The organism is Aeoliella sp., from assembly GCF_965227375.1.
In the GTDB taxonomy this organism is placed as follows: domain Bacteria; phylum Planctomycetota; class Planctomycetia; order Pirellulales; family Lacipirellulaceae; genus Aeoliella.
In genome coordinates, this window is the sequence record NZ_CBDDFX010000001.1 from 2,240,237 (window position 1) to 2,264,714 (window position 24,478).

At 62.3% G+C, this 24,478-nt stretch carries 19 protein-coding genes; 6 read left to right on the forward strand and 13 right to left on the reverse strand.

Going from position 1 to position 24,478, the window contains the following annotated elements; translation table 11 throughout:
* The first annotated feature begins 41 nt into the window (after nt 1–41).
* Nucleotides 42–1,115, forward strand: a complete 1,074-nt coding sequence (locus ACQK2L_RS09120; RefSeq protein ID WP_425396639.1) for a site-2 protease family protein — start codon at nt 42–44, stop codon at nt 1,113–1,115.
* Between the two features lie 125 nt (nt 1,116–1,240).
* Here the strand turns inward: ACQK2L_RS09120 and ACQK2L_RS09125 are convergent, their stop codons facing one another.
* The 7 genes from ACQK2L_RS09125 to lpdA form a co-directional block, all read right to left on the reverse strand.
* Complete coding sequence (locus ACQK2L_RS09125; RefSeq protein WP_425396640.1) at nt 1,241–1,651, reverse strand: hypothetical protein; 411 nt, start codon at nt 1,649–1,651, stop codon at nt 1,241–1,243.
* Nucleotides 1,652–1,790: 139 nt separating this feature from the next.
* Complete coding sequence (locus tag ACQK2L_RS09130; protein WP_425396641.1) at nt 1,791–2,453, reverse strand: esterase/lipase family protein; 663 nt, start codon at nt 2,451–2,453, stop codon at nt 1,791–1,793.
* A 61-nt stretch (nt 2,454–2,514) separates the two neighbouring features.
* The gene (locus ACQK2L_RS09135; RefSeq protein WP_425396642.1) at nt 2,515–2,766 is read right to left on the reverse strand and encodes a GlsB/YeaQ/YmgE family stress response membrane protein; all 252 of its coding nucleotides are present in this window, start codon (nt 2,764–2,766) and stop codon (nt 2,515–2,517) included.
* Nucleotides 2,767–2,786: 20 nt separating this feature from the next.
* A complete protein-coding gene (locus ACQK2L_RS09140) occupies nt 2,787–3,401 on the reverse strand; it encodes a Uma2 family endonuclease (RefSeq protein ID WP_425396643.1) in 615 nt (204 codons plus the stop codon).
* 67 nt (nt 3,402–3,468) lie between these two features.
* The gene (locus ACQK2L_RS09145) at nt 3,469–4,815 is read right to left on the reverse strand and encodes a dihydrolipoamide acetyltransferase family protein (protein ID WP_425396644.1); all 1,347 of its coding nucleotides are present in this window, start codon (nt 4,813–4,815) and stop codon (nt 3,469–3,471) included.
* A gap of 128 nt (nt 4,816–4,943) precedes the next feature.
* Nucleotides 4,944–7,679 carry a pyruvate dehydrogenase (acetyl-transferring), homodimeric type gene (gene aceE, locus ACQK2L_RS09150; protein WP_425396645.1) on the reverse strand — a complete coding sequence of 912 codons (2,736 nt, stop codon included), beginning with the start codon at nt 7,677–7,679 and terminating at the stop codon, nt 4,944–4,946.
* 102 nt (nt 7,680–7,781) lie between these two features.
* A complete protein-coding gene (lpdA, locus tag ACQK2L_RS09155) occupies nt 7,782–9,203 on the reverse strand; it encodes a dihydrolipoyl dehydrogenase (RefSeq protein ID WP_425396646.1) in 1,422 nt (473 codons plus the stop codon).
* Between the two features lie 479 nt (nt 9,204–9,682).
* Between lpdA and ACQK2L_RS09160 the strand changes: the two genes are divergently transcribed.
* Genes ACQK2L_RS09160 through ACQK2L_RS09170 form a run of 3 tightly spaced genes read left to right on the forward strand, consistent with a single transcriptional unit; the run spans nt 9,683 to nt 10,888 of the window.
* Nucleotides 9,683–9,967: a hypothetical protein gene (locus ACQK2L_RS09160; RefSeq protein WP_425396647.1), complete on the forward strand. Its 285-nt coding sequence runs from the start codon at nt 9,683–9,685 to the stop codon at nt 9,965–9,967.
* Nucleotides 9,968–9,983: 16 nt separating this feature from the next.
* The gene (locus ACQK2L_RS09165) at nt 9,984–10,361 is read left to right on the forward strand and encodes a hypothetical protein (protein WP_425396648.1); all 378 of its coding nucleotides are present in this window, start codon (nt 9,984–9,986) and stop codon (nt 10,359–10,361) included.
* Nucleotides 10,362–10,363: 2 nt separating this feature from the next.
* Nucleotides 10,364–10,888: a methyltransferase family protein gene (locus tag ACQK2L_RS09170; RefSeq protein ID WP_425396649.1), complete on the forward strand. Its 525-nt coding sequence runs from the start codon at nt 10,364–10,366 to the stop codon at nt 10,886–10,888.
* Here ACQK2L_RS09170 and ACQK2L_RS09175 read toward each other — a convergent pair.
* Together ACQK2L_RS09175 and ACQK2L_RS09180 are read right to left on the reverse strand one after the other, a co-directional pair.
* Entirely contained in the window at nt 10,885–11,232 is a 348-nt protein-coding gene (locus ACQK2L_RS09175) for a diacylglycerol kinase family protein (RefSeq protein ID WP_425396650.1), read from the reverse strand. The genes ACQK2L_RS09170 and ACQK2L_RS09175 overlap by 4 nt on opposite strands.
* 127 nt (nt 11,233–11,359) lie before the next feature.
* Nucleotides 11,360–14,623, reverse strand: a complete 3,264-nt coding sequence (locus ACQK2L_RS09180) for an organic solvent tolerance protein OstA (RefSeq protein ID WP_425396651.1) — start codon at nt 14,621–14,623, stop codon at nt 11,360–11,362.
* Nucleotides 14,624–14,818: 195 nt separating this feature from the next.
* On the opposite strand from ACQK2L_RS09180, the gene ACQK2L_RS09185 reads away from it, so the two are divergent.
* On the forward strand, nt 14,819–16,813 hold the full coding sequence (locus ACQK2L_RS09185; RefSeq protein ID WP_425396652.1) for a redoxin domain-containing protein: 1,995 nt from the start codon (nt 14,819–14,821) through the stop codon (nt 16,811–16,813).
* Between the two features lie 107 nt (nt 16,814–16,920).
* Here the strand turns inward: ACQK2L_RS09185 and ACQK2L_RS09190 are convergent, their stop codons facing one another.
* Nucleotides 16,921–18,264 carry a DUF697 domain-containing protein gene (locus ACQK2L_RS09190; protein ID WP_425396653.1) on the reverse strand — a complete coding sequence of 448 codons (1,344 nt, stop codon included), beginning with the start codon at nt 18,262–18,264 and terminating at the stop codon, nt 16,921–16,923.
* A 194-nt stretch (nt 18,265–18,458) separates the two neighbouring features.
* Nucleotides 18,459–20,009, reverse strand: coding sequence for a YcjF family protein (locus tag ACQK2L_RS09195; RefSeq protein ID WP_425396654.1), 1,551 nt, complete (start codon nt 20,007–20,009; stop codon nt 18,459–18,461).
* A 233-nt stretch (nt 20,010–20,242) separates the two neighbouring features.
* Between ACQK2L_RS09195 and ACQK2L_RS09200 the strand changes: the two genes are divergently transcribed.
* A complete protein-coding gene (locus ACQK2L_RS09200) occupies nt 20,243–21,277 on the forward strand; it encodes an NADPH:quinone reductase (RefSeq protein ID WP_425396655.1) in 1,035 nt (344 codons plus the stop codon).
* A gap of 217 nt (nt 21,278–21,494) precedes the next feature.
* Here the strand turns inward: ACQK2L_RS09200 and ACQK2L_RS09205 are convergent, their stop codons facing one another.
* A complete protein-coding gene (locus tag ACQK2L_RS09205; RefSeq protein WP_425396656.1) occupies nt 21,495–21,851 on the reverse strand; it encodes a VOC family protein in 357 nt (118 codons plus the stop codon).
* 49 nt (nt 21,852–21,900) lie between these two features.
* A complete protein-coding gene (locus tag ACQK2L_RS09210) occupies nt 21,901–24,234 on the reverse strand; it encodes a DUF4159 domain-containing protein (RefSeq protein WP_425396657.1) in 2,334 nt (777 codons plus the stop codon).
* Between the last annotated feature and the right edge of the window lie 244 nt (nt 24,235–24,478).

A 24,478-nucleotide genomic window follows, 5' to 3' on the forward strand; every position in this document is an offset into this window, starting at 1 on the left:
GCCGCTCGCGGCATCGCGGGCGGTTTGATAAGATCGGCACCATGAGCGAGCAACCGACGACCGGAGAATCCGACCCCCAAACGCCGCCGGAAGAGGCTCAGGTCGACGCGCCTGCCGCGAAGCCCGCAGCACCGGACGACGGCAAGCAGCCAGCGGCCGACGGCGCGGCCACGGTGGAGTATCCGGAACTCAAACGGTCGGACGTCGAGAGCGACCCGTCGGCAGAACCCGAGCCGGTGGAGCGCAACCGCACGTTGCCCATCGTGTTGTTCGTGGCCACCTGCCTGAGCACGTTCTGGGTAGGCGCGGCGAAGTACGAGCCGGTGATGGCCATGTCGAGCATCAAGATGATGTGGATCACCATCCAAACCAACTGGCTCGAAGGGCTCACTTACATGGGCGCGGTGCTCGCCATCTTGCTCACGCACGAGATGGGGCACTTCCTGCAAACGGTCCGCCACGGGATCCCCGCTAGCTACCCGCTCTGCATCCCGGTGCCGTTCAATCCCATCGGCACGATGGGCGCGGTGATCAGCATGGATGGCATGAAGGCCGATCGCAAACAGATCTTCGACATCGGCATCGCCGGGCCGCTCGCCGGGTTGGTCGTGGCGATTCCCATCCTGGCGTACGGTGTGCACAAGCTGAACCTCGACACCGAGATCGGCGTGCGCGAGATCCAACTCAACAGCCCGTTGATCGTTTCCTGGATGATGGATTGGCTGCACCCCGACTGGTCGCACAAAGCCGACTGGATTGGCATCTCGCAAGTCAATCCGTGGTTCATGGCCGGCTGGGTTGGCATGTTGATCACGGGACTCAACATGCTGCCCATCAGTCAACTCGACGGAGGGCACACGCTGTATGGTTTGTTCGGACCCCGAGCGCACACCTACGCGCGGGCGTTCGTCGTCGTGGCGATCGCCTACGTGGTGATCAACCTCGACCAAGCAGCCATTTGGACGCCGATGCTGATCCTGGTGATCCTGATGGGCGTGAACCACCCCAAGACCGCCAACGACGATGTGGAACTCGACGACTTCCGCTGGCTGCTGGGCGTCGCATCGCTGTCGATCCCCATCCTGTGCTTCCCGCTGTTGGGGTTGAAGCAATAGGCGAGCCGGAAGCGTCAGCGCCCGGAGTTCAGCCACGGAGAACACCGAGAGCGCAGAGTTCGCCTCTTGCCACAGTGGTCTCCGTGACCTCGGTGGTTCACTCCAAACAGATTCATCGCGCTAGCCTACGACTTCTGCGTTGGCGACGCGAACGGATTGTCGGGGTCGGCAATCGTGGCTGGGGAATAGCCAGCACCCGCGGCGGGGGTAGCAGGGGCAACCAGCGTAGCCGCCTGCTCATCGTCCAATTGTCGCGCGTACATGGTGTTGCCGATCATGAAAACGACTATCAGATTAACGATTACCAGGCCGAATTCCATGATTCGAAGACTTCCGTCCACGGGTAATTCGGCAGATCCCATTTCGGCCGCGATGCCCCAGACGATTCCTATCCCGAAGGCGACAAAGATATTCGCCCAACACAATCCACCCAGAATGCGAGCCCGAGTGCCGGTAACCACCTTTTCCCTGCCGAGGGCAAACTTGCCAAAGATGAGGGCGTATAGTCCGTATAGGAGCAGTGCGATCTGAATCATCGAAGTCTCGTGCGGCTTGAGGAGGTGTTCGGATGACCAATGATCCGAGCCTACCTACGCCGCAGGAGTGGGTCAACTAGAGAACCCGTCACGAATATTCCTTTTAAAGGAAAACCGCTAATCGGCAGCTGATCGCAGACTACGCAAACCGCCCCGTGCGCAAGAAACTCGTCACGTGCCTGGCGGTCCGCTTTCGCCACAGGATGCTCGTGTGCAGGCTGGGCAGGGTGATTTCGTCGGCGTGGTCGTCCAGCAGCGTCGAACCTTTCGGCACCACGCGATCGTGCTTGGCGGTGACGATGCCCACTTCGTGGCTGCCGACGCATCGCGGTAGGGCGTTCACGAAGCTGTCGGGCGTGTCGGACAGCTCGGTCAGCGTTTGAGAGAACCAACCATAGCGCGGCACGAGCCGCCGTGCGACGTGCGAGCCGCGGTTCGGTGGGCCGACCATCACGATCCGCCCCAAGCTCTCTGGCACGCCTGAGAGCAGCGCGCACCGTGTGACGATGCTTCCCATGCTGTGGGCGACAACATGGATCGTCTGGTCGGGATACTGCTCCGCCACTCGGTGCAGCTTCGTGGCGAATCGCGCTCCGATGTCGCGAATCGATCCCCGCAAACTGAAGTACCCGTACAACTCGGTATCAAACCCGTGGCCGCGCAACCGCCCGGCGAGCGGTGCGAGCATGTACTTTGTCGAAGCGATGCCGTGCAGCAGCACCACGCGGTCGCGCGTAGTGGATGGTAGCGACGGCTCGGAATCAGCAGTCGGCGCGGAGCGATCAAGCGTGGGGGCGTTCATACAGGACCTCTATAACAGGACCCTGAACTGTACGCATCGGCCGCCTGGATGGCTAGTTCGCTTACTTGCGATTCCGCCGATACCAACCCAGCAGGTACAGAAACAGCACGGCCCCGCCAGTGGCGGTGATCAATTCGGCGATAGTGCTGTTGGCCGAAAAACCGGCTAGCCAGATTACCATGCCGCCCAGCATGGCCCCGATCACCCCGACTACCAGGTTGCCGACAATGCCAAACCCGTCGCCCCGCGTAAGCTGCCCGGCAATCCAACCGGCTGCCAGGCCAATCAATAGAAACCAAAGGAGGTGGAGCATGGCAACTTTGGGGGTTAGGCCTATTCGCTTTCCGTTGGCCAGCGGCGTTCGACTTCTTCCCAGAACGTGGTGAGGTCCAACTTCACCTCTTCGAACTGTGGCGATTGATACTCGCCGGAATCCTTGGCCGTTACGCGGTAGCTAGCGCCGTCGAGCGTGTGGAACTCAATGACATGGGAATCGGGATCGACAATCCAATATTCCCGCACACCAGCTTTGGCGTAAAGCTCAAGTTTAGTTACGCGGTCACGGCTAGCTGTTGAGGGCGAGAGGATCTCTACCAGCAAGTCTGGTGCACCGTGAATTCGGTCCTGAATGAGGTTTACCTTATCGTGGCGAACATAAACAACATCGGGTTGGAGTACAGTTTTTTCGTCCAGCTGCACATCAATAGGCGACGCAAGTGCAATTCCGCGGTGCTCCGTGGCGATGGCGTCCAGCACGACAGCGAGTTTGACTCCGATGAACTGATGGCGCGCTCTCGGCGCTGGAGACATCATCACTAACCTCCCCCTGATAAGCTCAACTCGCTCCCCCTCAGGGAGTGAAAGGTAGTCCTCCGCCGTGTACGGCCCGACCGTCGTGTGCGGAGTCGTTTGGTCGAACGTCTCGTATAGGAGCGATTCGGCGGACATGAATAACCTCCAGCTGGCTTCGTGAGGGGGTAATTCATTATAGCAGACGGCAGCGCTTCAGTCGCAACTACGGCGCCAGTAGCAATCGTCCCGGTGCCGACAGGAAGCCCTTCACTTCGTTTACAAACCGTGCGGCGTCGGCCCCGTCGACCACGCGGTGGTCGTAGGTCATCGAGAGCGGCATGATCAGCCGCGCCTCGATGGCGTCGTCGACGATGGTTGGCAGCATGCGGCTGCGGCCGATCAGCAGGATGCCGACTTCAGGCGAGTTGATGATTGGCGTGGAGTAGGTGCCACCTACCGCGCCCATGTTGCTGATGGTGAAGGTGCCGCCGCGCATCTCTTCGATCGCCAGCGTTCCCTCGCGAGCCGCATCGATCAGGCGATCCAGCTCGCGGGCGATTTGCGAAATCGACAGCCGGTCGGCGTCGCGGAGTACGGGGACCATCAAGCCGCGGTCGGTATCGACCGCGATGCCGATGTTGACGTACTCCTTGTAGATGACGTTGCCCGCCTCCATGTCGACCGAGGCGTTCACAATCGGGTGCAGCTTCAGGCTCGACGCGATGGCCTTTACCAAGAACGGCATGTGCGACAGCTTCAGCCCGCGCTTCAGGTAGTCGTCCTTCGACTGCTGTCGCATCTCCTCGAGTTCGGTGATGTCGACGTCGTCGAAGTTGGTGAGCTGCGGAATGGTGGTGTAACTGGCCACCATGTTGGCCGCGATGGTCTTTCGCATGCGGCTCATCTTTTCGATCCGCACCGCGCCCTGTCCGTCGGAGTTCGGAGCGCCGGGCGGAGTGACGCTCGGCGAGGCGGCCGCTTTGGCTTTTTCTTGTTCGGCACGGACGTGGTTCCGCACATCGTCTTCGGTGACGCGTCCACCGGTACCGCTAGGCCGCACGCGCCGCAGGTCGACGCCCAATTCGCGAGCGAGTCGACGGACGCTTGGTCCCGCCGCCGATGAGGCGACTCCGTCGCCGGGAATGTCGGCTTGGGGGGCGGACCGAGGTGGGGCTTCTTCCATCACGGCAGTTGCTGCAGGGGCCGCTTGGGTGGCTGGCGCTGGCTGAGCCTTGGGGGCTTCCGCCTTGGGCTCTTCTTTCGCCGGCTCTGGCTCTGGTTCCGGCTTCTTCTCTTCCGCTTTGGGTTCTTCCTTGGCTGGAGCCGCTGCTGCGCCGGCTTCGATCTGGAAGATCGGCGCGCCGACGTTTACCGTGTCGCCTTCGGAAACCAGGATCTTGACGATCGTTCCGGTCGCGGGACTCGGCACAGCGGCCGTGGCCTTGTCGGTTTCGATCTCCAAAAGGTCCTGGTCCTTCTCGACCGCGTCGCCCTCAGAGACCAGGATCGTGAGCACGTCGCCCGCGTCGATGTTTTCGCCAAGATTCGGAAGCGTGATTTCAGTTGCCATGTTCGTTGTCTGCTCGTTTAGTACCTCCACACTCCGTGTGGAGATGATTCACAAAGTGACGCTCCAGCGCCATGTGCTGATGTTGCTTGTAGGGTTTGTTCGTTTTCTCCACACGGAGTGTGGAGGTACTATGCGTACAGTGCGGACTCCTTGTCCGGGTCGATGCCCAGGTCCGTGATCACCTGCTTCAAGCACGGCAGGTCTTCCTTGCCGGCTTTCTTCAATTGGTCCAAGGTTGCCAGGGTCACAAACTCGGCGTCCACTTCAAAGTGCCGACGCAGGGCTTCGCGGCTTTCGCTGCGGCCCATGCCGTCGGTGCCCAGGGCGAACAGGCCGCCGGGGACCCACGGGTCAATCTGCTCAGCCAGCGCCCGCATGTAGTCGCTCGCCGCGATGAAAGGACCTTCGAGTCCCTCGAGTTGACGCTCCAGGTAGCTGACGCGCGGCTCCTCGCCGGGGTGCAGCATGTTCCAGCGGCGGCACTCCTGTGCTTCGCGGCGGAGCTCGGTGTAACTGGTCACGCTCCATACGTCGGCCGAAGTGTCGTACTTCTCGGCCAACAGCTTCTGCGCGTCGAGCACGCCGCGGAGGATTGCACCGCTGCCGAACAGTTGCACATGGTGCTTTTTGCGCTCGGGTGCGGGGCTCACCTTGTACATGCCCTTGATGATCCCCTCTTCGACCTCTTTGCAGGGACCTCCGTCGGGGCCCTGGGGCATCGGCGGCATCATGTAGTTCTCGTTCTCGAGCATGATGTAGTAGATGCACGTTTCGTTGTCGACGTACATCCGCTTCATGCCATGGAACATGATGACGGCCGTCTCGTAGTTGAACGCCGGGTCGTATGCCCGCACCGTGGGGAAGGCCATGGCGTTCACCAAACTGTGGCCATCCTGGTGCTGCAGGCCTTCGCCATTGAGCGTGGTGCGGCCGGCGGTGCCGCCCAGCAGGAAGCCCTTGGCTCGCATGTCGGCCGCGGCCCAGATCAAATCGCCGATGCGTTGGAAGCCGAACATCGAATAGTAGATGTACATCGGAATCATCGGCACGCCGTGCGCACTGTAGCTGGTGCCAGCGGCGTTGAACGAGCTCATGCTACCCGCTTCGGTGATACCTTCTTCCAACAACTGACCATTCTGGGCTTCCTTGTAGTAGGAGAGCTCGCCGGCGTCGACGGGTTCGTAAAGCTGTCCAGCGTGAGCGTAGATTCCCACCTGCTTGAATAGGCCTTCCATGCCAAACGTACGCGACTCGTCGGGCACGATGGGCACGATGAACTTACCCATCTCCTTGTCGCGCAGCAGGTCGCTAAGCAAGCGAACGAAGCCCATGGTAGTGGACATTTCCTTGCCTTCGCCTTGCGACACCATCTTGGTGTTGACCGTCTTTTCGTAGGCAGGCAGTGCCGGCACGCTGATCGTGCTCCGCGAGGCATTGCGTGACGGCACCGGTCCACCGAGCGCTTCGCGGCGGGCCCGCATGTACTTCATTTCGGGGCTATCTTCCGGCGGACGGTAAAACGGCGCTTCGGCCACGCGCTCGTCGGAGATTGGAATGCCGAACCGAGTGCGGAACTCGCGAAGTTCTTCTTCGTTGGCTTTCTTTTTGTTGTGTGTGATATTGCGGCCTTCGCCACCTTCACCCAAACCATATCCCTTGATCGTTTTGGCGATCACGACTGTCGGCTTACCGTTCTTTAAGTTCACCGCACGGTTGTACGCAGCGTATACCTTGTCAGGATCGTGCCCACCACGGCGCATCTTGGTGAGTTTCTCGTCGGAGAGGCTCTTAACCATCGCCTCCAGGCGAGGATCGACTCCGAAGAAGTGCTCGCGAATGTAGCTACCCGGTGAGACGGTATACTTTTGGTATTGGCCATCGACGATTTCCATCATTCGGTTGGCCAGCACTCCTTCGTCGTCGTGTTCGATCAGCGGATCCCACTCTCCACCCCAGATGACTTTAATCACGTTCCAACCGGCGCCACGGAACGTACCTTCTAGTTCCTGAATGATCTTTCCGTTTCCGCGCACTGGCCCATCGAGACGTTGCAGATTGCAGTTGATCACGAAGATCAAGTTTTGTAGTTGCTCGCGAGTCGCCAGCGAGATGGCGCCCAGCGTTTCGGGCTCGTCGCATTCACCGTCGCCCAGGAAGGCCCAGACGTGCTTGTTCGACAGATCGGCGATGCCGCGGTCGGTCAGGTACTCGTTGAACCGCGCCTGGTAGATGGCCATGATCGGCGCGAGGCCCATCGACACGGTGGGATACTCCCAGAAGTCGGGCATCAGCCACGGGTGGGGGTAGCTGCTGAGGCCGCCGCCATCGGACAGCTCGCGGCGGAAGTTCACCAGATTCCGCTCGGTCAACCGGCCTTCGAGGTACGCCCGGGCGTACATGCCTGGCGCAGCGTGGCCCTGGAAGTAAACCTGGTCTCCGCTGAAGCCATCTTCCCCGCGACCTTTGAAGAAGTGATTCTGTGCCACTTCATACAGCGTGGCGCTGGACGCAAACGTCGAGATGTGTCCGCCCGGTTCTGCCGGGTGGCGGTTGGCGCGGGTGACCATGGCCATCGCGTTCCAGCGGACGTAGCTCTTGATCCGCCGCTCGAGTTCGCGATCGCCAGGGTAGGGGGGCTGCTCGCTGCGCGGGATGGTGTTGATGTAGGGAGTCGTTGCGGTGAACGGCAGTTCGACGTCGTTGCGATGCGCAGCTTCTTCCAGCGCGCCAAGCAGTTGCTTCACCCGCTCGGGGCCTTTGTGCTCGAGCACGTAGTCGAGCGACTCCAGCCATTCAGCGGTTTCCGTCGGATCGCTGTCGTCGGGAATGGGCGAGTGATGTTCTTTTGCGTCAACGCTTGCCATGATTATCGCTCTCTAAGGACTATACGTTTGAGCTGCTGGGTGGGTAGTTCTGCAGCCGGCGGCTGTCTCAATCCTAACGCCAAACCCCAAAAGCCCAACTATCTATTTCTTCCGTTTTGGCCGATACACTTCCGTGGCGGTGCCCAAGTGCACCTCGCCGGCAAAGGCAATCGTCTCGCTCATCGTCGGGTGGGGATGGACACTCTCCGCGATGTCGCGAATGTTGCAGCCCATCTCGATGGCCAGCACTGCCTCGCCGATCAGTTCGCCCGCTCCGTAGCCCACGACGCCACAGCCCAGTACGCGGTCGGTCTCGGGGTCGATGATCCACTTGGTCAAACCATCGGTGCGGCCGTTGGCCATCGCCCGGCCGCTGGCTTGCCAGGGGTACTGGGCCACTTTCACTTCGCGACCTTGGGCCTTGGCCTCTTCTACGGTCAGACCGGCCCAGGCGATTTCCGGATCGGTGAACACCACCGCCGGAATAGCTACCACGTCGAGTGCGGCCGGCTCGCCGGCGAGCACTTCGGCCGCCACTTTGCCTTCGACGGCCGCCTTGTGCGCGAGCATCGGATCGCCCGCAACGTCGCCGATCGCCATGATCGACGGGTCGCTGGTCCGTTGCTGCTTGTCGACTTCCACAAAGCCCCGCTCGTTGACCGTGACCTTAGTGTTCTCCAGGCCGAAGCCCGATGAAACCGGACGGCGGCCGATGGAGATCAGTACGCGGTCGAACTTGGTGGTTTGCTTCCCCTCGGGGCCTTCGAGTTCGACATCCACGCCGTCGCCGACGTCTTTCAGGCTCACCACCTTGGTGTTGACTTGCACGCTGGCAAATCGCTCGTTCACGCGGTTGATTAGCGGCTTCACCAGATCGCGATCCGCGCCTGGCAGCAGTCCATCGGCCAACTCGACGACGGAGACCGCGGTGCCCAGCTCGGAGTAAACCGTGCCCATTTCCAGACCGATGTAGCCGCCGCCGACGACCAGTAGCGAGTCGGGCAACTCCTCGAGGTCGAGCGCGCCGGTGGAGTCCATCACCCGCGGCGAGCCAATGTCGAACGCCTTGGGCATGGCTGGCACCGAGCCGGTCGCCAGGATGCAGTGATCGAACGTCAGGCGTTTGTGTTCGTAGGTTTCGGGGTTGCCGCCTTCGAGTTCCAGCGTGTTGGAGTCGACAAACACCCCGCGGGCGTGGATCTTCTTCACCTTCCGACGATCAGCCAGCTGCCCCAGGCCGCCGGAGAGCGTTTCGATGATCTTATTCTTGCGCTCGCGGACCTTGTCGATGTTGACCTGTGGCTTGCTGAACTCGACACCCCAATCGGCCATCTCCTCGGCTTCGGAAATCACCTTGGCCACATGCAGCAGGGCCTTGGAAGGAATGCAACCTCGCAGCAGGCACGTACCACCCAGGCGAGGGTCGGCCTCGACGATGGTGACTTCCAAACCAAGATCGGCAGCGAGAAAAGCGGCCGCGTAACCACCGGGACCACCACCTAAGACGACAACTTGCGAATGCATAGACAGACGATATTTCTACTGCGGACAGGGCGGGACAGGTTTCGAGTGCCTCGCCCCACCCAAAGCGGGAGACGAAAGCACTTATGTCGGCATTCCAGGCGCGCCAGCGCTCGGAAAAACAATAATACAAGGCGGTTAAAGACGCCGAAGTCCTCTAGTTTACCCCTCCCTTATCAACTGACAAAGGTACGGCCCTCCGACCGGCACAGCCGGCACACACCGCACAATCGCTAAAGTGCTGGGACGTAAGGGGTTAAGTCCCTTGGCGAGCCAGGAGCGAGAGCGACTGGAGTGACCCGCGAGCGGTCTTGGTGCTCAACTCCGGTCGCTGACGCTCCCAGCTCGCCGAGATTGAAGCGTTGGGACTGGCTGGTGAGTAGAATCGGTGCCATGCGGCATTGGCTTCTTACCAGCGACCGGAGTGAGTTGCGAGCGGTCTTGGACTTATCTCCGGTCGCTGACGCTCTCGGCTCGCCGGATTGACCAAGACCGACTTTAACGTCGAAGAGATCGACATGCCGCGATTCCAGTTTTCACTCCGCAGGCTCTTGGCGTCGATGCTGTTGGCGATTCTTAGTATTCAGTGTTGGTGGGGATGGGGTTGGGCAATGGACCACCATTGGCCCATGCTCGTATTCACTTGCTACCTAGGCGGCTTCGCGTGCGCTGGTGCATCGTTCGGCACACTTCTCGGAGATGCCGTCGCTGGGCTGCACTTCGGGTTGATCATGGCGGTCGTCATACCAATGGTGTTCATTTACTGAGGCACTTTCCGAAAGCATGCCCCCGCGCTCCCTCATCGCTGGATACTTCGCCTTGCAGGCCGTGGCCGGCGCGGTGTGGTGGATGATGCTCTGGCTCTGGCCGGCGAGTCGCGAGTGGTTTTGGCCCACGCGGACCAGCGACTCGGTGCTCCTGGCCTTCGCTGCGGCCGACGTGGTTTGCTTTGTGGGTGGTTCGGCATTGGCGGCAGTTGCTGTGGCGAAGAGGCTTCCCGGCGCGCGGGCGGTGTTGTGGTTCGTGGTTGGGGCGGTGAGTTATGCGACGCTTTATGTGTTGGCGTCCTTCCTCTTTACCGGCGAGTGCATCTTGGCCGTGGTGCTGATGTGTGCGGCCGCGGTGTTGGCCTGGCTCGCCGCCCTCGGCTATCGGGAGTAGCGATGTCGCCAAGCCGCTACTTTCGCCAGGCGCGTCCTGCTTCGACCGGTTGGAATCTGTGGAAGACGTTCCTGCAATCGATCGTGTTCTGGGGCGTATTCCTGTTCGTGCTGCCGGTTTCGCTTCGCTGGTTCGAAGACCTCATGGGCTGGCCCGCGTTTCATTTCACTGGACAGATTCCTGTGGCAGTTGTGTTGTTCCTGGTGACCAGCGCGCTCAACGTCTGGACGGCGGTCACCATGGCCGTGGTGGGACGGGGCACACCGCTGCCGACCGACTGCCCGCGGCATCTGGTGGTGGCCGGTCCCTATCGCTGGGTGCGAAACCCGATGGCCGTTGCCGGACTCTCGCAAGGTCTGGCCGTAGGACTTGGCCTTGGTTCGTGGTTGATGCCGGCAGTTGTAGTGGCCGGGGGGCTGCTGTGGAACTATACGGTCCGCCCCGTAGAAGAAGAGCACCTCGAACAACTGTTCGGCGACGAGTACACCGGCTATCGCCAGCGCGTGAAGTGCTGGTGGCCCTGCTAAGAGCAGTGGCTCACTAGCAGCACCACGCCCACGGCGCTAGCGCCGATCGATGCGACCAACACTGCGCCGCTGGCGATGTCCAGCGCGTCGCGGATCTCGGGGTGTTCTTCGCGTGTGACCGCGCGGGCCAGGTGTTCGATGGCCGAGTTGATCAGCTCCGCCGACAGCACCACCGTGATGCACAGCACCACGACGAGCCACTCGGCGAGCGGCAAGTCCAGCCACGCGGCCATGATGCACGCCACGATGGCCGCGGGAACGTGCACGTAGAAACTGTTTTGTCCCCGCATGCCCACGGCCACCCCACGCAGTGCGCAGGCGAACTTCCAAATCCAACGTTTCATGGGCGAACTTGGCGGCGGCACGGGCGTCGGGTGGTGGACTCGTGGCATGGCGACAATGCGTTGGTTTGGTGGCTGGGGGAGAGTTCCATTGTAACTCAAGCCCCTAGCCGCCTGTCCCAAACCTCGATTATTCCAATCCGCCTGCACCGACTGGTGGGATATCGATTCCGGTGGTCCGCGTGAGGCTGAGTGTGGGCAGGAAGCGGGGTTCGATCAGGAAGTTAAAGCCGACATTGTCTTTCGACTCGTCGATGTTCGCGCCGAAGCTGACGATGAGCGACTCGCCGATGCGGCTGAACGTGATCGATTGGCCAATGTTGCCCGCTTCGCTGAAGTCGACTACCGAGCTGACCGAGCCGACCCACTTCGAGTTCATGCGGTAGTTGATCGTGGCCGTGAGCACGTCGGCGGTGAACGGGCCGCGAAGCGTGCGGTAGCCCAGGTACAGGTTGCCGCGCGAGGGACGGTTGACGATCATGCCGGCCGACAGCGTGCGGAATCCTTCGCCGAAGAAGTCGGCTGCTCCGTCGGAGAGGATCGTGAACCGGTCGCCCACGTGCCAGCGATAGTCGTAGTCGGCCAGGCCCATCGCCGAGCCGTAGTTGTCGCGGTTTTCGTCGGGGAACCAGGAGACGTTCGTGTCGAGCGTCATCCAGTCGACGATGTGTTGCCGCCCTGGCAGGCCGCGCTTGGTTTGCAGTCGGTGTCGCATGCCGAACCGCACCAACGCCAGGTCGTCCGCCACTTCCATCGCCGGCGAGGTCACCCAGCTTTGGGTGTTGGTTCGCAGCAACCAGAAACGCGGGTCGAACTTCGGATCGATGCTCGTGGGCACCGTGGTGGGATCGAAGAACGTGCCCGCCAATTGGCCGCCGAAGGGTGGGAAGAACAACCGCCGGCGGATTTCCTCGAACACGTCGTCGTCGATTTCGTCGTACAGCGGGAACTCTTCCATGTCGCGGTTCGAACTGGAGACCGAAGCCTCCATGTTGAATACCACCTTGTGTGCCAGGCCGTTGAGGTTGAACACTGGGTCCTGGATGTAAGGGTTCGCGGTCCAGAACGGGATGCTCGCGCGCACGCCGGCTTGGCCGTAGACGCGTTGGATGTCGTCGCCGTTGCGGTCGGCGCCCCAGTGGCCGAGTTCGCCCACCGCGTACGGCACCACCTTGAATGGCTCGAAGTTTAGCGGCGCAGCGATCGAGCTGCGATTGAGGAAGCGCTCGCCCGCTCCTGAAATCCGACCGCCGGCGTCGGTCTGTTCCCAGGGCAGCAAGGTCCATTCCGATTCGAGCTGTGGATTCGTCGGCGTGCTGGCGATGTTCTGGTTGGCGTACGCCAGGCTGGTGTGCGTGTTGAGTGTGAGCGACTCGTTGAAGAGGTCCTGGCCCAGGATGTAGTGATCGAGACGCGGCAGCCACTGCGTTCGCGTAAAGAACGTGTTGACCTGTCCGTTGGCCTCGATCGACAGCGACCGGTTGTCGGTGATCCGCTTGAGCCGCACTCCGGTGATCTGGTCCTTGCGGTCGTCCCATTCCTGTTCGTAGTACTGCTCGAGGAACGTGCGATCGCTGATCCAGCCCACCTCGGCCTGCACGGTCCATCCTTCGAGCCAACCTTGCATCACCTTCTGGCGATGATTCCAGAACGTGCGCCCGCGGTACGATGCCTCGGGCACGATGTCGCGGCGGAAGAAGCCCAGGTTGTCGACGCCGTGGTCGTCGATGAACCAGGCGTCGAGCCGACCACTGGTCGGCCCGATGGTGTTGAAGAACATGTCGCGGTTGTACTCGACGGTGGTGCCGTAGCCGAAGCCGCGCTCGTTTAAGTAGTCGAGGCTGATGTCCCAATCCACACCCGCCGGCGGCTCGTCGACGCCCAACAGTTGGAACATGTCGAGGTCGACCAGTGTCTGGAAGCCGTAGATGCGGTCGTTGCGGACACGCAAGTTGCTAATGTAGTAGCTTGGCTCTTGGAGGTCGGTTGCCAGCGTAGGCCAGTAGAACACCGGCACGTTGCCCACGTACACGAAGTTGCCCCGGCTTTGCGCCAGGCTTCTCGAATCATAAATCGGCTGGAACGTAACGGGGTCGACTGCCTGCACGCCGGTGAAGGGATCGATGGCCGGTTGCTGCGTGTTTTCGAGCGTGATCGTTTGCGACCCCAAGTGGAAGCTGGGCACTTCTAGGCGGCTGGTCGTGAGCATCGCGTCGTGCGCGACGAACCGCGAGTCGTCGAGCTGTTCGATCACTCCGGCCTTGAGCCTCACCAGGCCATCGTAGTCCAGGCCGTCGAATCCCGAGAGCGGTGTCTGCAGTTCGGCGTTGATAATGGTGCCCACTTTGCGCCGCACGTCGTAGTACATGCGGTCGGCGTAGATCACGCGGTCGCCCTGCCGAAACTCGATGTTGCCCTCCATGTAGATTTCCAGCGGCATGTCGTTCTGCTGCTCGAACGCGCCGGCGCTAAAGATCGACGCCGACGACCAAACGACCGCGCGGTCGGTTTGAATGTCGAGCAAATCAATGGGACCCAATGCATCGGGCAGACCGCTAACTTTGAGTCCCTCGATGATGATCCGCGTGCCACCGGTAATCGTGGCCGCATATTGGCCGCCCGGCAGTGGCTTCGAGTTGATTTGCATGCCCACGTCGCTCCGCTGCCCGATACGCACGCGGCGAATGCCGCTGGGGTTGGTGACCACCGGCGCAGGCGGCGCAACGAACTGCTGGAACTGCACGGTCTGCACTTCGCCCGATTTGTTGACACCCAATTCGGTGGCCGCACTCGCGGCGAGGGAATGGAAGTGCGCCGATGCGCGGGTGTGAATCGCGGGAGCGTTGGGCGGTGGGGTGGATTGCCGCGCAACGCGCCATGCCACGCCGGGACCGGTCCGCCAGCGGCCGAACCACTGTTGCACATCTTGTCGGGCTTGCTGGCCTGTGGGGTCGCGATGCGACAGCGCGACCATTTGGCCGGCGGCCGGTTCGGCGTAGATGATCACCTTGTGCGACTCGCCGGGTCGAGCGACGTCCGGTGGCTCGACCCACACGATGGCCTCGGCGGCCTGCACGGTGTTCGAGCCCTGCGTGATGGTGCATCCGCCCGACAGATGCCACGTTTCGTACACGCCCTCTTGCCACTTGGTGGCGGCGGCCGCAGTGATGGCTACCGCCGGATCGTCCGCAGGGCGTGGCAGGAACACTTCGCCGCGCGCGAGGTTCGTCGTGGCGACCAGCAGCGCGCACCCGGCCGCGCATATTCCGAGCGTTCGCACCGCGCAGCGATGCATCAGCGCGAACACGCGAATCGGACTAAACGATGCCTGGACGATGGACGAGGCTTCCTTGCCGCACGAAACGAGAGGAGCGAGCCCTCTGCCGAAATCCATTTCGAACAGATAGAGGGGCCGCGGAGTATAGAATCGCGGCTGCCCAGCGGTCAAGGCGCGTTCGCGCCCCTGCTAGCAGGCGTAAGTCACTGGCAGAGAATACTTTGCGCCAGTCTCGGGCAGCCGCGAAACGTATCGGCCGCTGTCGGGGTATACTCAGCAGACAGGCGTACCTCCCCAACCCTTTGTGAACCGATGCATCAAGTGCCTTACGATCGACGCTACGTGTTTGCCAATTCCTCCCTTTTGCCCCAGACTCGCACGGCGATCGTTGCTTGGCTGCTGCTCGCCAGCGCCACGACCGCGTCGGCCAATTCGATCGGGCGGAAGATCGACCCCTTCGAGCTGCCCAACCACCTGGGTAAGACTTATTCGTTCAGCGAGCTGGATGATAGCAAGCTGGTGGTGGTCGCCTTTCTGGGGACCGAATGCCCGCTGGCGAAGCTCTACGCGGGACGCTTGCAGGCGATCGCCGACGAGTACGCCGAGCGCGGCGTGGCCGTTGTAGCGGTCGACTCGAACCGCCAGGATTCGCTCCGCGAGCTGGCCGCGTTCGTCCGCCAGCACGAGCTGAAATATGCCGTGCTGAAAGACCAAGCCAACAAGGTGGCCGATCTGTTTGGCGCCGAGCGCACTCCGCAGGTGTTCGTGCTCGACGCCGACCGGAAGGTGCGATATCAAGGCCGAGTCGACGACCAGTACGTGGTGGGCGTGGTGCGCGACCATGCGGATCGCGAAGACCTGCGGATCGCGCTGGATGAATTGCTCGCCGGCAAAGACGTTTCGCAGCCCGAGACCAAGGCGCTGGGCTGCATCATCGGCCGCGTGCGCGAGGCGGAAGCTTCGAGCGACGTAACCTACAGCCGCGACATCGCGCCGATCCTGCAAGCCCGCTGCGTGGAGTGCCACCGCGCCGGGGAGATCGGTCCGTTCGAACTGGCCAACTACGACGACGTCGCCGGGTGGGGCGAGATGATGGCCGAAGTGGTTCGCGAGCAGCGGATGCCGCCATGGCACGCCAGTGGTGAGCATGGCAAGTTCGCCAACGATCGCAGCATGCCTGGGAAGGAGAAAGAACTGATCTACAAATGGGTGGCCGCTGGCTGCCCCGAAGGCGACCCGGCCGACCTGCCGGAGCCGCCGGTTTACACCAAAGGTTGGCAGCTTTCCCACCAGCCCGACCTGGTGTTTGCGATGCAAGAAGAATTCGAGGTGCCGGCCGACGCGGGCAAGCGCGGCGTGCCGTACCAGTATTTCCGCGTGCCGAGTGGATTCGAGGAGGACACTTGGATCGAACAGACCGAAGTGCAGCCGGGCAATGCTTCGGTGGTGCACCACACGATCGTCTACGCCGAACCGCCCGGCAAGCGCGGCCGCCGGAACTGGATCTTCCTGTCGGCTTACGTGCCGGGACTGCGGGGTGAACCGCTTCCGCAAGGCTCGGCCAAGCTGGTGCCGGCAGGTTCGGAGTTCATCTTCGAAATGCACTACACGCCGGTTGGCTCACCACAAACCGACGTGACAAAAATGGGCGTGGTGTTGGCCGATCCGGAGAAGATCGACCACGAAGTCATCACTGCCGAGGTGGGCAACATGCGGTTCGAGATTCCGCCCAACGACAGCGCCCACGTGGTGACCGCCACGAGTCAGCCGCTGAAGCACGACGTGACGCTAATCTCGATGTCGCCGCACATGCATCTGCGCGGCAGAGCATTCAGCTATGTGCTGGTCACCCCGGACGGAGAGCGCGAAACGCTGCTCGACGTGCCGGCCTACGACTTCAACTGGCAAACGCGGTACGTGCTGGCCGAGCCTCGCACGTTAACTGCAGGATCGGTGATCCACTGCCGCGCGGTGTTCGACAATTCGAAGCAGAACTTGGCGAATCCCGATCCGAGCGAAACCGTTCGTTGGGGCGACCAAAGCTGGGAAGAAATGATGCTCGGCTTTGTCGACGTGATGCTCCCCAAAGACGACCAGCGCCGCGCCGGCCAGAAACCAATGCACACCGGGCTCGACATCGTCGCCATGTTCGACGGCGCCGACGCCGACGCCAACGGAGGCCTGGCAAAACAAGAAACCGCTGCCCACCCGATGGTCTATAACGCCTTCGACCGCATCGACACCTCCGGCGACGAGCTGCTGCAGCTCGGCGAGATCCTGGCGGCACTGGCGAAGATGCGGGATTGACCGCCGCGGTATCGTCAAAAGTCAAATGTAGGCCGTAACAAGCTTGCGCAGTTACGGCAGCAACAAAGCCATGCCGTAACTGCGCAAGCTTGTTACGGCCTACGAATTCACTTCGCCGCGTGGCGGTTTTTCGTCAGTTTGCCCTTAATCTCCGACTTCAAGTGGTCGATCACCGATTGCTTGTCGGTGTTTTCCAGGATGCGGGCGACGACGCGTTTGGGGCCTTTTTCGCCCCAGCTGGCGCCGTGTTCGAAGTAAAATCGCGCGGCCTGGCCGACGATGTACGAGCCGTAGCCGGCGGCAGCGCCTTGTGGTAGGGCGCTGATGGCCGTGCTGGTGCCCCACGTGAGGCCTTTGAAGAAGCTCGAGATGTAGCTCACCACCGCTTCGCCCGCCATCACCCAACCGGCTGCTTTGAGGATGCTGGTGACCAGCGCCCTGGCGTTGTCGGTGGTCATTTCGATGCCGTACACCTTGCCGAGCGTGGCGACCATGGCCGCGTCGACTGCGGTGCCGCCGAGCACGTCGAGCACGGGAAAGTGATTCACCGCCACTGCCACGCTCTTCACCGCGGCGTAGCTCCAGATGATCGCGTTGGCGCGGTCGTTGCGCATCTTTACGCGGATCGCGCCCACACGGTCGCTGCGGTCGGCAGCGAACATCGAAGCGTTGAGCGCCACCAGGTCGGAGCCGTCGTGCTGCAGGACTTCGAGGATTCGCACCCGCAGCGCTTCGACGTCGGGTTCCGGCTCACGCCACTCGGTGCGGACTTTACCATCGGCCGATTCGATGTGGTACTCCACCGGGCGGGGATCAGCGGCCACGCACACGATGTTCTCCGGCTCGACGATGCCCTTGAGCCTCGGTCCGCGGAACAGTTCGAGCAGGTCTTCGAGTTGCTTGGGCGTGTACAGGTCGACCTTGTTGACGACCAGGATGATCGGTTTGTGGCCGGTTGCGAGTTCTACCAGCGCGGAGTATTCGGTTTCGTTCAGGTCCGAGTCGGTGACGAACAGCACCAGGTCGGCCCGCTCGGCCGTGTCGCGCGCCATGGCCGAGCGCTCGGCGCCGTCCACTTCGTTCAGGCCCGGGGTGTCCAGCAGCACCACGCCCGAGTCCTCAAAGCCGGGCACTTCATACCCGTCCGCTTCCCACGGCACGTCCCACACGTCGCGCGTCCAGCCGCCGCGGATGCTCACCGAGGCAACCTCTTTGCCCACCAGCGCGTTGATCAGCGCACTCTTGCCGGTGCTGATCTCGCCAAACACGGCGATCTCCACCCGCCCACTTTTGAGCTTACCCAGCATGTCGCGCAAGCTGCGAATATCGGACGCCAACGCCGCCCGCTCCTCCGGCGTGCAATCATCCAACTGCTCGAGCGCATGCTCCACCGCGCCCAGTGCGTCGTGCAGGGGTTGGTCGATGTCGGGGGTGGTTTCAGGCGTGGTCATTGGGTCATCACTGTCATCCAGGGTAGCGGCGTAGCCGCAACCCTTCGCTGGGAGTCGCAATGCCTTCGGCATACTAGGAGGATAGTACACTCCTATCCCGAAGGGATTTCGTCAATCAGCCCAGGGTTGCGGCGTCGCCGCTACCCTGGGGTTGTGTGTCGTTCGCCTCCCTGGGGTTGTATGTCGTTGCTACCTCACTCCTCCAACTTCTGCCGCCCCTTTACGATCAGCTTCTTCAATTCATCCGGGCTCGTTACCAGGTTCCATTCTTCGCGGGCCAGTTCGGCGATGCTGCCGGTGGTCGCTTGCATTTCGCTCTTGAAGTATTTCATGAACACGCGGCCGATCCACCGGGTGACTAGCGCTTGGGCCAGGCCAACCAACAGGCCGCCGGCGATGGTGCCGACGCCGGGCAGGCTCTTGAGCGTGGTGCCGATCGCGCCGACCACGGCCGGCGCGGCGGCGCTCGCGCCGAGCATGGCTACCAGGCTCTTGGTCATCTGCGAGAGCATCTCGACGATCGTCTCCGAGTCGATTTTCTGCTTGTAGATCACCGCCAAGTCCATGACCATCTTCACCGTGACCGCGGTGCCACCCGCCACGTCTAGCAGCGGCACCGGGTTCGCGCCGGTCACGCCGGCGGCGGCCCACATGTAGTGGTCGATCACTTTGCGAGCCTGGTCGTCGAGCGCCGCGAGCACCCGCTCTTTGGCGTCGTCCACGACGCCGCGCGATTGCATGAGCAAGTTGGCCAACAGTAGCGAGTCGCCTTCCTTGGTGACGATCTGCACCAATCGATCGGCCAGCGGCGAGATGTCCGGCGGCTCGGTGACCGTCCCGTCTTCTTCGGTTCCGTCTGGGAGCACGCGTTTGATGGGCCGCTCCACGGGGCGCGAGCGTACGCTCACCACGTCGTCGGCCGCCACCAGCCCGCGGGCTTGCTCGGCGATTTGCTTACATAGTTCGGCCCGCTCGCTGTCGGTGAACCAGTCGGCTTTGTTCAGGCAGATGAGGATTCGCTTGCCCATTTCGGCGAGCGTCTCCAGCAATTCGTGCTCGTAGTCGCGCAGCGGGCCATCGACCACCATCAACACCAGGTCGGCGTTTTTGGCCGCTTCGGCGGCATCGCGCCCGCGAATCTCGCCCGCCACTTCGGCGAGTCCCGGTGTGTCGACCAGCACAACGCGGTCGCTGCCGGGCCACTCGACCTGGCTTTGCGCCGAGGTGGTTCCGCCGACCACGCCCGTGCGAAACGCATCGCGGCCAGCTAGGGCATTCAAGAGCGAACTCTTGCCGCTGGAGATCGCGCCGAACGCGACCACTTCGAGCCGCTCGGCCTCGTGCTTGGCCTCCATCTCGCTCACCGCCCGCTCGATTTCGGCGCGAACCGCGTCGCTGATGCCACCAGTCGAAGCATAGTCCCTGCCGGCGGCGATGTTCTCGGAGAGTTCCTCGCGGCGCTCCTTAGCCGATAGCTTGCCGGGGTCTTTGGTGCGCCGCTCGACTTGGCGTTCCTTGGTGCGTGTGTTTTGCCACACTTTCCACATCACCCACAGCATGATTCCCGCCAACACCACGGTGCCCAGCAGCACCACCGCCAGGTAGGCATAGCCAACAAGGCGACTATGTTCGCTGGCAGCCGCGTACTGCTCCACAACCTTTGGCGGCAGCGTGATGGCAAAATAGGCAGCCACAGCCACCAAACCGAGCAGCAAAAAGCGGTAGGTGGTGGTGCGATTGGGCATGGGGGAGGCTGCCGGCCGTTGGCTCTGCGGAAGAAAGTGGTCAAGCGGATGTTGAAGTATAGGATTCCCATGCGAGCGAGGGGATGTCGCATGCGCCGGGTGTGACGATTGTCCAGCGCGAGGAGTGCGTGCTCCCACGGCCGGCATCGCCGCAGTATGCTATTAAAACAGATGGACGCGTGTGACACGATGCCACCGCGCGATTAGTCGGAGACACCTGCAAGGGGCACGCGATGAAAGCAGCCTATATCGACCAGACCGGACCGCCAGAAATCATCCAGATCGGCGATGTCCCCAAGCCAAAGATCGATCCCGGGCAGGTGCTGGTGCGGGTACATGCCGCGTCGGTCAATCCGATCGACACTTACATCCGCAGTGGAGTGGTGGCGGCCGATCTGCCCAAGCCGTTCATTATCGGCTCCGACTTTGCCGGCGTGATCGAGGAGGTGGGCGAGGAAGTCGTCAACCTGCCAGTCGGCATGCGAGTGTGGGGCAGCAATCAGGGACTCTTGGGCCGGCAAGGAACGTTCGCCGAGTACGTGGCGGTCGACGCCGACTTGGTTTACCCCACGCCCGGCAACGTGGCCGACGACACCGCGGCCGCGGTGGCGCTGGTCGGCATCACAGCTCACTTGGGCCTGGTCCGCGAGGCGAAACTGCAAGAGGGCGAGACGCTGTTCATCAACGGCGGATCCGGCGGTGTCGGGTCGATGGTGGTGCAGATGGCCAAAGCGATCGGCGCGCGAGTGATCACCACCGCCGGCACCGAAGAGAAGGCCGAGATGTGCCGCAGCTACGGCGCCGACCTGGTGTTGAATTACAAAACCGACGACGTACCGACCGCGGTGAAGGAGTTCTGCTCGTGGGGCGTCGACGTGTGGTGGGAGACTTTGCGCGAACCGGACTTCGACCGCGCGATCGATTTGCTCGCGCCGCGCGGACGCATGCTCGTGATGGCCGGCCGAGATGCTCGACCTGAGTTTCCCGTGGGACCGTTCTACGTGAAAGAGTGCCGCCTGATGGGCTTCGTGATGTTCAAGGCTCCCGCGGCCGAACAACAGAAGGCCGGCATGAACATCAACCAATGGTTGGCCTCGGGCAAGCTGAAGGTGCCGATCGGCGCCACCTTCCCACTCGACCAGGCCGCCGCAGCGCACACGCTGCAGGAAGACAACACGCTCCGTGCTGCAGGCACGCTGCAAGGCAAGATTGTCATCGAGGTCGCCAGTGGCGAGCAGCCAGAAGAGTACCAAGCGCTGCTGTCGTAGTGCGAGTACTCGGTCTGAATGATCCATAGGGTGGGTTCCATCGGCACTCACCGCAAATTGGCTGATGGAAATTGCCGCCGATGGGTTCACTCACCACGCGCCACCACGAATGGTGGGTGAACCTGCCGGTGGTGTAAAATGGCCAACCACCGCTCCGGCAGAACCACCCATCTATGAACGGCTACGTGTCTACGTTACTTTGCGCCTCTGCGTGACACTACGGCAATGCCGTCAACTCCACCGCGTGCCCGTCGAAATCGCGAACCACCGCGCGGCGGCCCCAGGGGCTGTCGGTGGGTGGTTGAGTGGTTTCCACTCCCAGCGATTCGAGCTTCGCAATCGTCTGGTCGACGTCGGCTACCTGAAAGCCAATGCGCGTTGCGGTTGTTGCTTTGCTTTCGGTGGCTGGATACACCTCGAACACCATGCCGTCGTGCTCCGCGGCCAGATGTTCAGGGCCGTTGCCATGCCGATGTTTCTCGAACACCAGACCAAGCGCCGTGTAGAACGTCTCGGCGCGATGGAGATCGGCGGAGCGGATGACGACGAGGTTTAGTCGAGGTGGGTGGGGCATGGGTGACCATCAACCCGGCGTAAACGCCGGGCCTAAGGACCATCGACCACTACGGGTCGAGTGTGTACCTCAGAATATTCAGACCAATCCGTGCTGCGTCTTCGCGCGTGTAGCCTCGGCATTGCACTGCTTCGTGTTTTTCCAGGGCGCAGCTGATGTCCAGTGGCGAGAAGATCACCGCCCAGCGGTCGCCTAGCTTGATGCCTTCGAGTTGCGGTTCGATTTGCCGCACCCGCGCGGCCAGGGGGCGGTCGTCGGCCGAGGGTTGTGGGTCGCGCACTTCCACCAGGTGCAGGTCGTAGCCGCCGTGTTCGGTGGTCAGTAGGCTGTCGGTCACGGGGATGCGCTGCAGTGAGTCGTCGGGCAGCACCTCGGCCATCTCGCGGCGGAAGGCTTTGGTGAACGCGGCCGATGCGCAGATGCTGTCGGCCATCACGGTGCCGCCGTTCTCGAGGAACTTTCGCAGGTTGTTGCGCTCGGCCGGCGTGAAGCGGAAATCGTGGCGGCCGTGCATGAACACCAGGTGGTGGCGGAACAATTGCTCGCCGCCCGCGCTGATCAAGTTGCTGTCGGTCGAAACGCGAAGCTTCATGTCGCCCTGCGAAGCGGCCCGCAGCAGATTGGCCAGCGCGCCCGGCGCGTCGTCGCAGCCGCCGCCATGCCGCAACTTGGCCACGTCGATCACGCCCCGGCCGCCCAGCTGGTTCTCGGGGTCGGCGGCGAACTCGTCGACGAAGCTCTGCTCCTTGCCTTCCGGTTCGCGGTTCGTCGCGTACGTCAGCACGTTGATGCCGACGGTCAGCGCGTCGTCGATGTGTTGCTCGACCTCTTCGGGGTACTTGCCAGTGCGGCCCGGGCGGTCGAGTTCCCAGTAGCACGACAGGTCTTCCTCGCACAGCACCACGCACGTGCGGCAGCCGTACTCCACGCTCCACAGCTTGCCCGCGTAAGGCGAATCCGCCCGCACCAGGCGTTCCATCCGCCAAATCGGGTGGCTGGGCGGAATGCGTTGCAGGCGGTACTCTGGCTCGGGGAACATCTTGGCCACCAGCTCGCGGAAGCCCTGGTTGAACTGCTCCGAATTGCGGCAGCACGACTCGGCGAACAGGAACCCGCCGCGGTCGATGTAGTCGCGCAGCTTTTTGGCGTCGGCCTCCAGTCCCTTCGGCGATTGGTTACCGCTAACGTACAACACCGGCGCTTGCAGCAGGTCTTCCACCGTCGAGGGGCGGGGGTGCATCACTTGCCAGGTGAGGTCGAGGTCCCACCGCTCTTCGGCGAAGGCGGTCAGATTCGCTGCGTCACGGCGGTGGTTGTTCCAGTCGACACCAACGCCATGCTGCAGCTTGCCAACCACAATCGGCCGGCGTCCCTTGGCCAGGAACAATAGCGCCATGGCCGTGGCGACGTGTGGCTGGTTTTCGATGGCGCTGCTGCCGCGCCAGTAGTGATGCAGCGGATCCTGATGATTGACCAGGTACTCGGCCCCTTCGCGATACCAGTCGCTATCGCCAATCAACCGCCGCGCGGTCAACCGCCCAACGCGCTCCACGCCATACAGGTAGTAGTAGTGCCAGATCTCGCCCAACTCGATGGGTCCCGGGTTACGCTCGACCGAAAAGTGCTTGCCGAGCCAATCGAGTCCACGCTCGACGTTGTCGTCTTCATCATGAGGCTGGCAGCACAGCACGCGACCATTCACCACGCGGGCGTCGCCTTCGCCCGTGGCCAGCCCTGTAATCACCAGCGCGCCGATGCCTGCGCAGGTCATGCTTCCCGAAGGAGGGTTGTCGCCGTATTGCCAGGAGCCATCGGCATTCTGCGTGCGTCGCCAGTAAGCGGCGGCCAGTTGCCACGTGTGCGGGTTCACCTTCACGCCAGCGCGTTGGGCTTCGTGCAGCGCGAGCACGGCGAACTGCGAGTTGCTCTTGTCACCCCCGGCTCCGGGATACGACCACGCCCCACTGTGCTGGCCGGCTTGCACTTGTGTCTTCTCCAGCCACCTTACGTTGCGCTCGATCAATAGCCGATCGCGCTTCGGTTCGGCGTTGGCCAGCACCATCGTCTGCAGCGCCACCGCGTAGGTGCGACGGAACTCGTTGCTCCGCAGGTAGGCGAGCGACTTCTGCATCTCGGCACTGTCGACGTCCACGCCGGCGTTCAACAAAGCAAACGCCACCAAGGCGGTCACCCCACCCGGGTTGGTGCCCAGGTCGTCCCAGGTTCCGCGGGGCGATTGCTCGCGGAGCAGGTAGTCGCGACCACGGTCGATGGCCGCGGTGACGTCGGCCGCATTGATAGCCCCGTGCGCAGTACGCATCGCGGGCGCGAACAGCGCGATTAGAGCGCTCGTAACGATTAGCGAATACCGCCGGCCTGACATGGCGAACTCCTTTAACGGGCGAGACGCAATATCGCGCCCAACTATCGTACGCTACGATACTTACCTCGACTACCAGGGCGTTTATTGCAGATTGTCGCATTCGGTAGCCACCCGTAGAATGAACGGTTCGCCTTGGTCGGATCGCCACGCGGTCCGCGAAACCCTGAAAAGTCGAGAAGTCTCCATAGTTCGCGGACCGCGTGGCGGTCCGGCTAGGGGGCAAATTGTTCGAAGGCACCGAAGG

What these genes read in the sequence shown, in the direction of transcription:
- ACQK2L_RS09185 (WP_425396652.1), top strand. Translation starts at nt 14,819, where the DNA reads ATGCATCAAGTGCCTTACGATCGACGCTACGTGTTTGCCAATTCCTCC.
- ACQK2L_RS09120 (WP_425396639.1), top strand. Translation starts at nt 42, where the DNA reads ATGAGCGAGCAACCGACGACCGGAGAATCCGACCCCCAAACGCCGCCG.
- ACQK2L_RS09165 (WP_425396648.1), top strand. Translation starts at nt 9,984, where the DNA reads ATGCCCCCGCGCTCCCTCATCGCTGGATACTTCGCCTTGCAGGCCGTG.
- ACQK2L_RS09125 (WP_425396640.1), bottom strand. Translation starts at nt 1,651, where the DNA reads ATGATTCAGATCGCACTGCTCCTATACGGACTATACGCCCTCATCTTT.
- ACQK2L_RS09135 (WP_425396642.1), bottom strand. Translation starts at nt 2,766, where the DNA reads ATGCTCCACCTCCTTTGGTTTCTATTGATTGGCCTGGCAGCCGGTTGG.
- ACQK2L_RS09130 (WP_425396641.1), bottom strand. Translation starts at nt 2,453, where the DNA reads ATGAACGCCCCCACGCTTGATCGCTCCGCGCCGACTGCTGATTCCGAG.
- ACQK2L_RS09190 (WP_425396653.1), bottom strand. Translation starts at nt 18,264, where the DNA reads ATGACCACGCCTGAAACCACCCCCGACATCGACCAACCCCTGCACGAC.
- ACQK2L_RS09170 (WP_425396649.1), top strand. Translation starts at nt 10,364, where the DNA reads ATGTCGCCAAGCCGCTACTTTCGCCAGGCGCGTCCTGCTTCGACCGGT.
- ACQK2L_RS09180 (WP_425396651.1), bottom strand. Translation starts at nt 14,623, where the DNA reads ATGGATTTCGGCAGAGGGCTCGCTCCTCTCGTTTCGTGCGGCAAGGAA.
- aceE (WP_425396645.1), bottom strand. Translation starts at nt 7,679, where the DNA reads ATGGCAAGCGTTGACGCAAAAGAACATCACTCGCCCATTCCCGACGAC.
- lpdA (WP_425396646.1), bottom strand. Translation starts at nt 9,203, where the DNA reads ATGCATTCGCAAGTTGTCGTCTTAGGTGGTGGTCCCGGTGGTTACGCG.
- ACQK2L_RS09140 (WP_425396643.1), bottom strand. Translation starts at nt 3,401, where the DNA reads ATGTCCGCCGAATCGCTCCTATACGAGACGTTCGACCAAACGACTCCG.
- ACQK2L_RS09145 (WP_425396644.1), bottom strand. Translation starts at nt 4,815, where the DNA reads ATGGCAACTGAAATCACGCTTCCGAATCTTGGCGAAAACATCGACGCG.
- ACQK2L_RS09175 (WP_425396650.1), bottom strand. Translation starts at nt 11,232, where the DNA reads ATGAAACGTTGGATTTGGAAGTTCGCCTGCGCACTGCGTGGGGTGGCC.
- ACQK2L_RS09195 (WP_425396654.1), bottom strand. Translation starts at nt 20,009, where the DNA reads ATGCCCAATCGCACCACCACCTACCGCTTTTTGCTGCTCGGTTTGGTG.
- ACQK2L_RS09205 (WP_425396656.1), bottom strand. Translation starts at nt 21,851, where the DNA reads ATGCCCCACCCACCTCGACTAAACCTCGTCGTCATCCGCTCCGCCGAT.
- ACQK2L_RS09200 (WP_425396655.1), top strand. Translation starts at nt 20,243, where the DNA reads ATGAAAGCAGCCTATATCGACCAGACCGGACCGCCAGAAATCATCCAG.
- ACQK2L_RS09210 (WP_425396657.1), bottom strand. Translation starts at nt 24,234, where the DNA reads ATGTCAGGCCGGCGGTATTCGCTAATCGTTACGAGCGCTCTAATCGCG.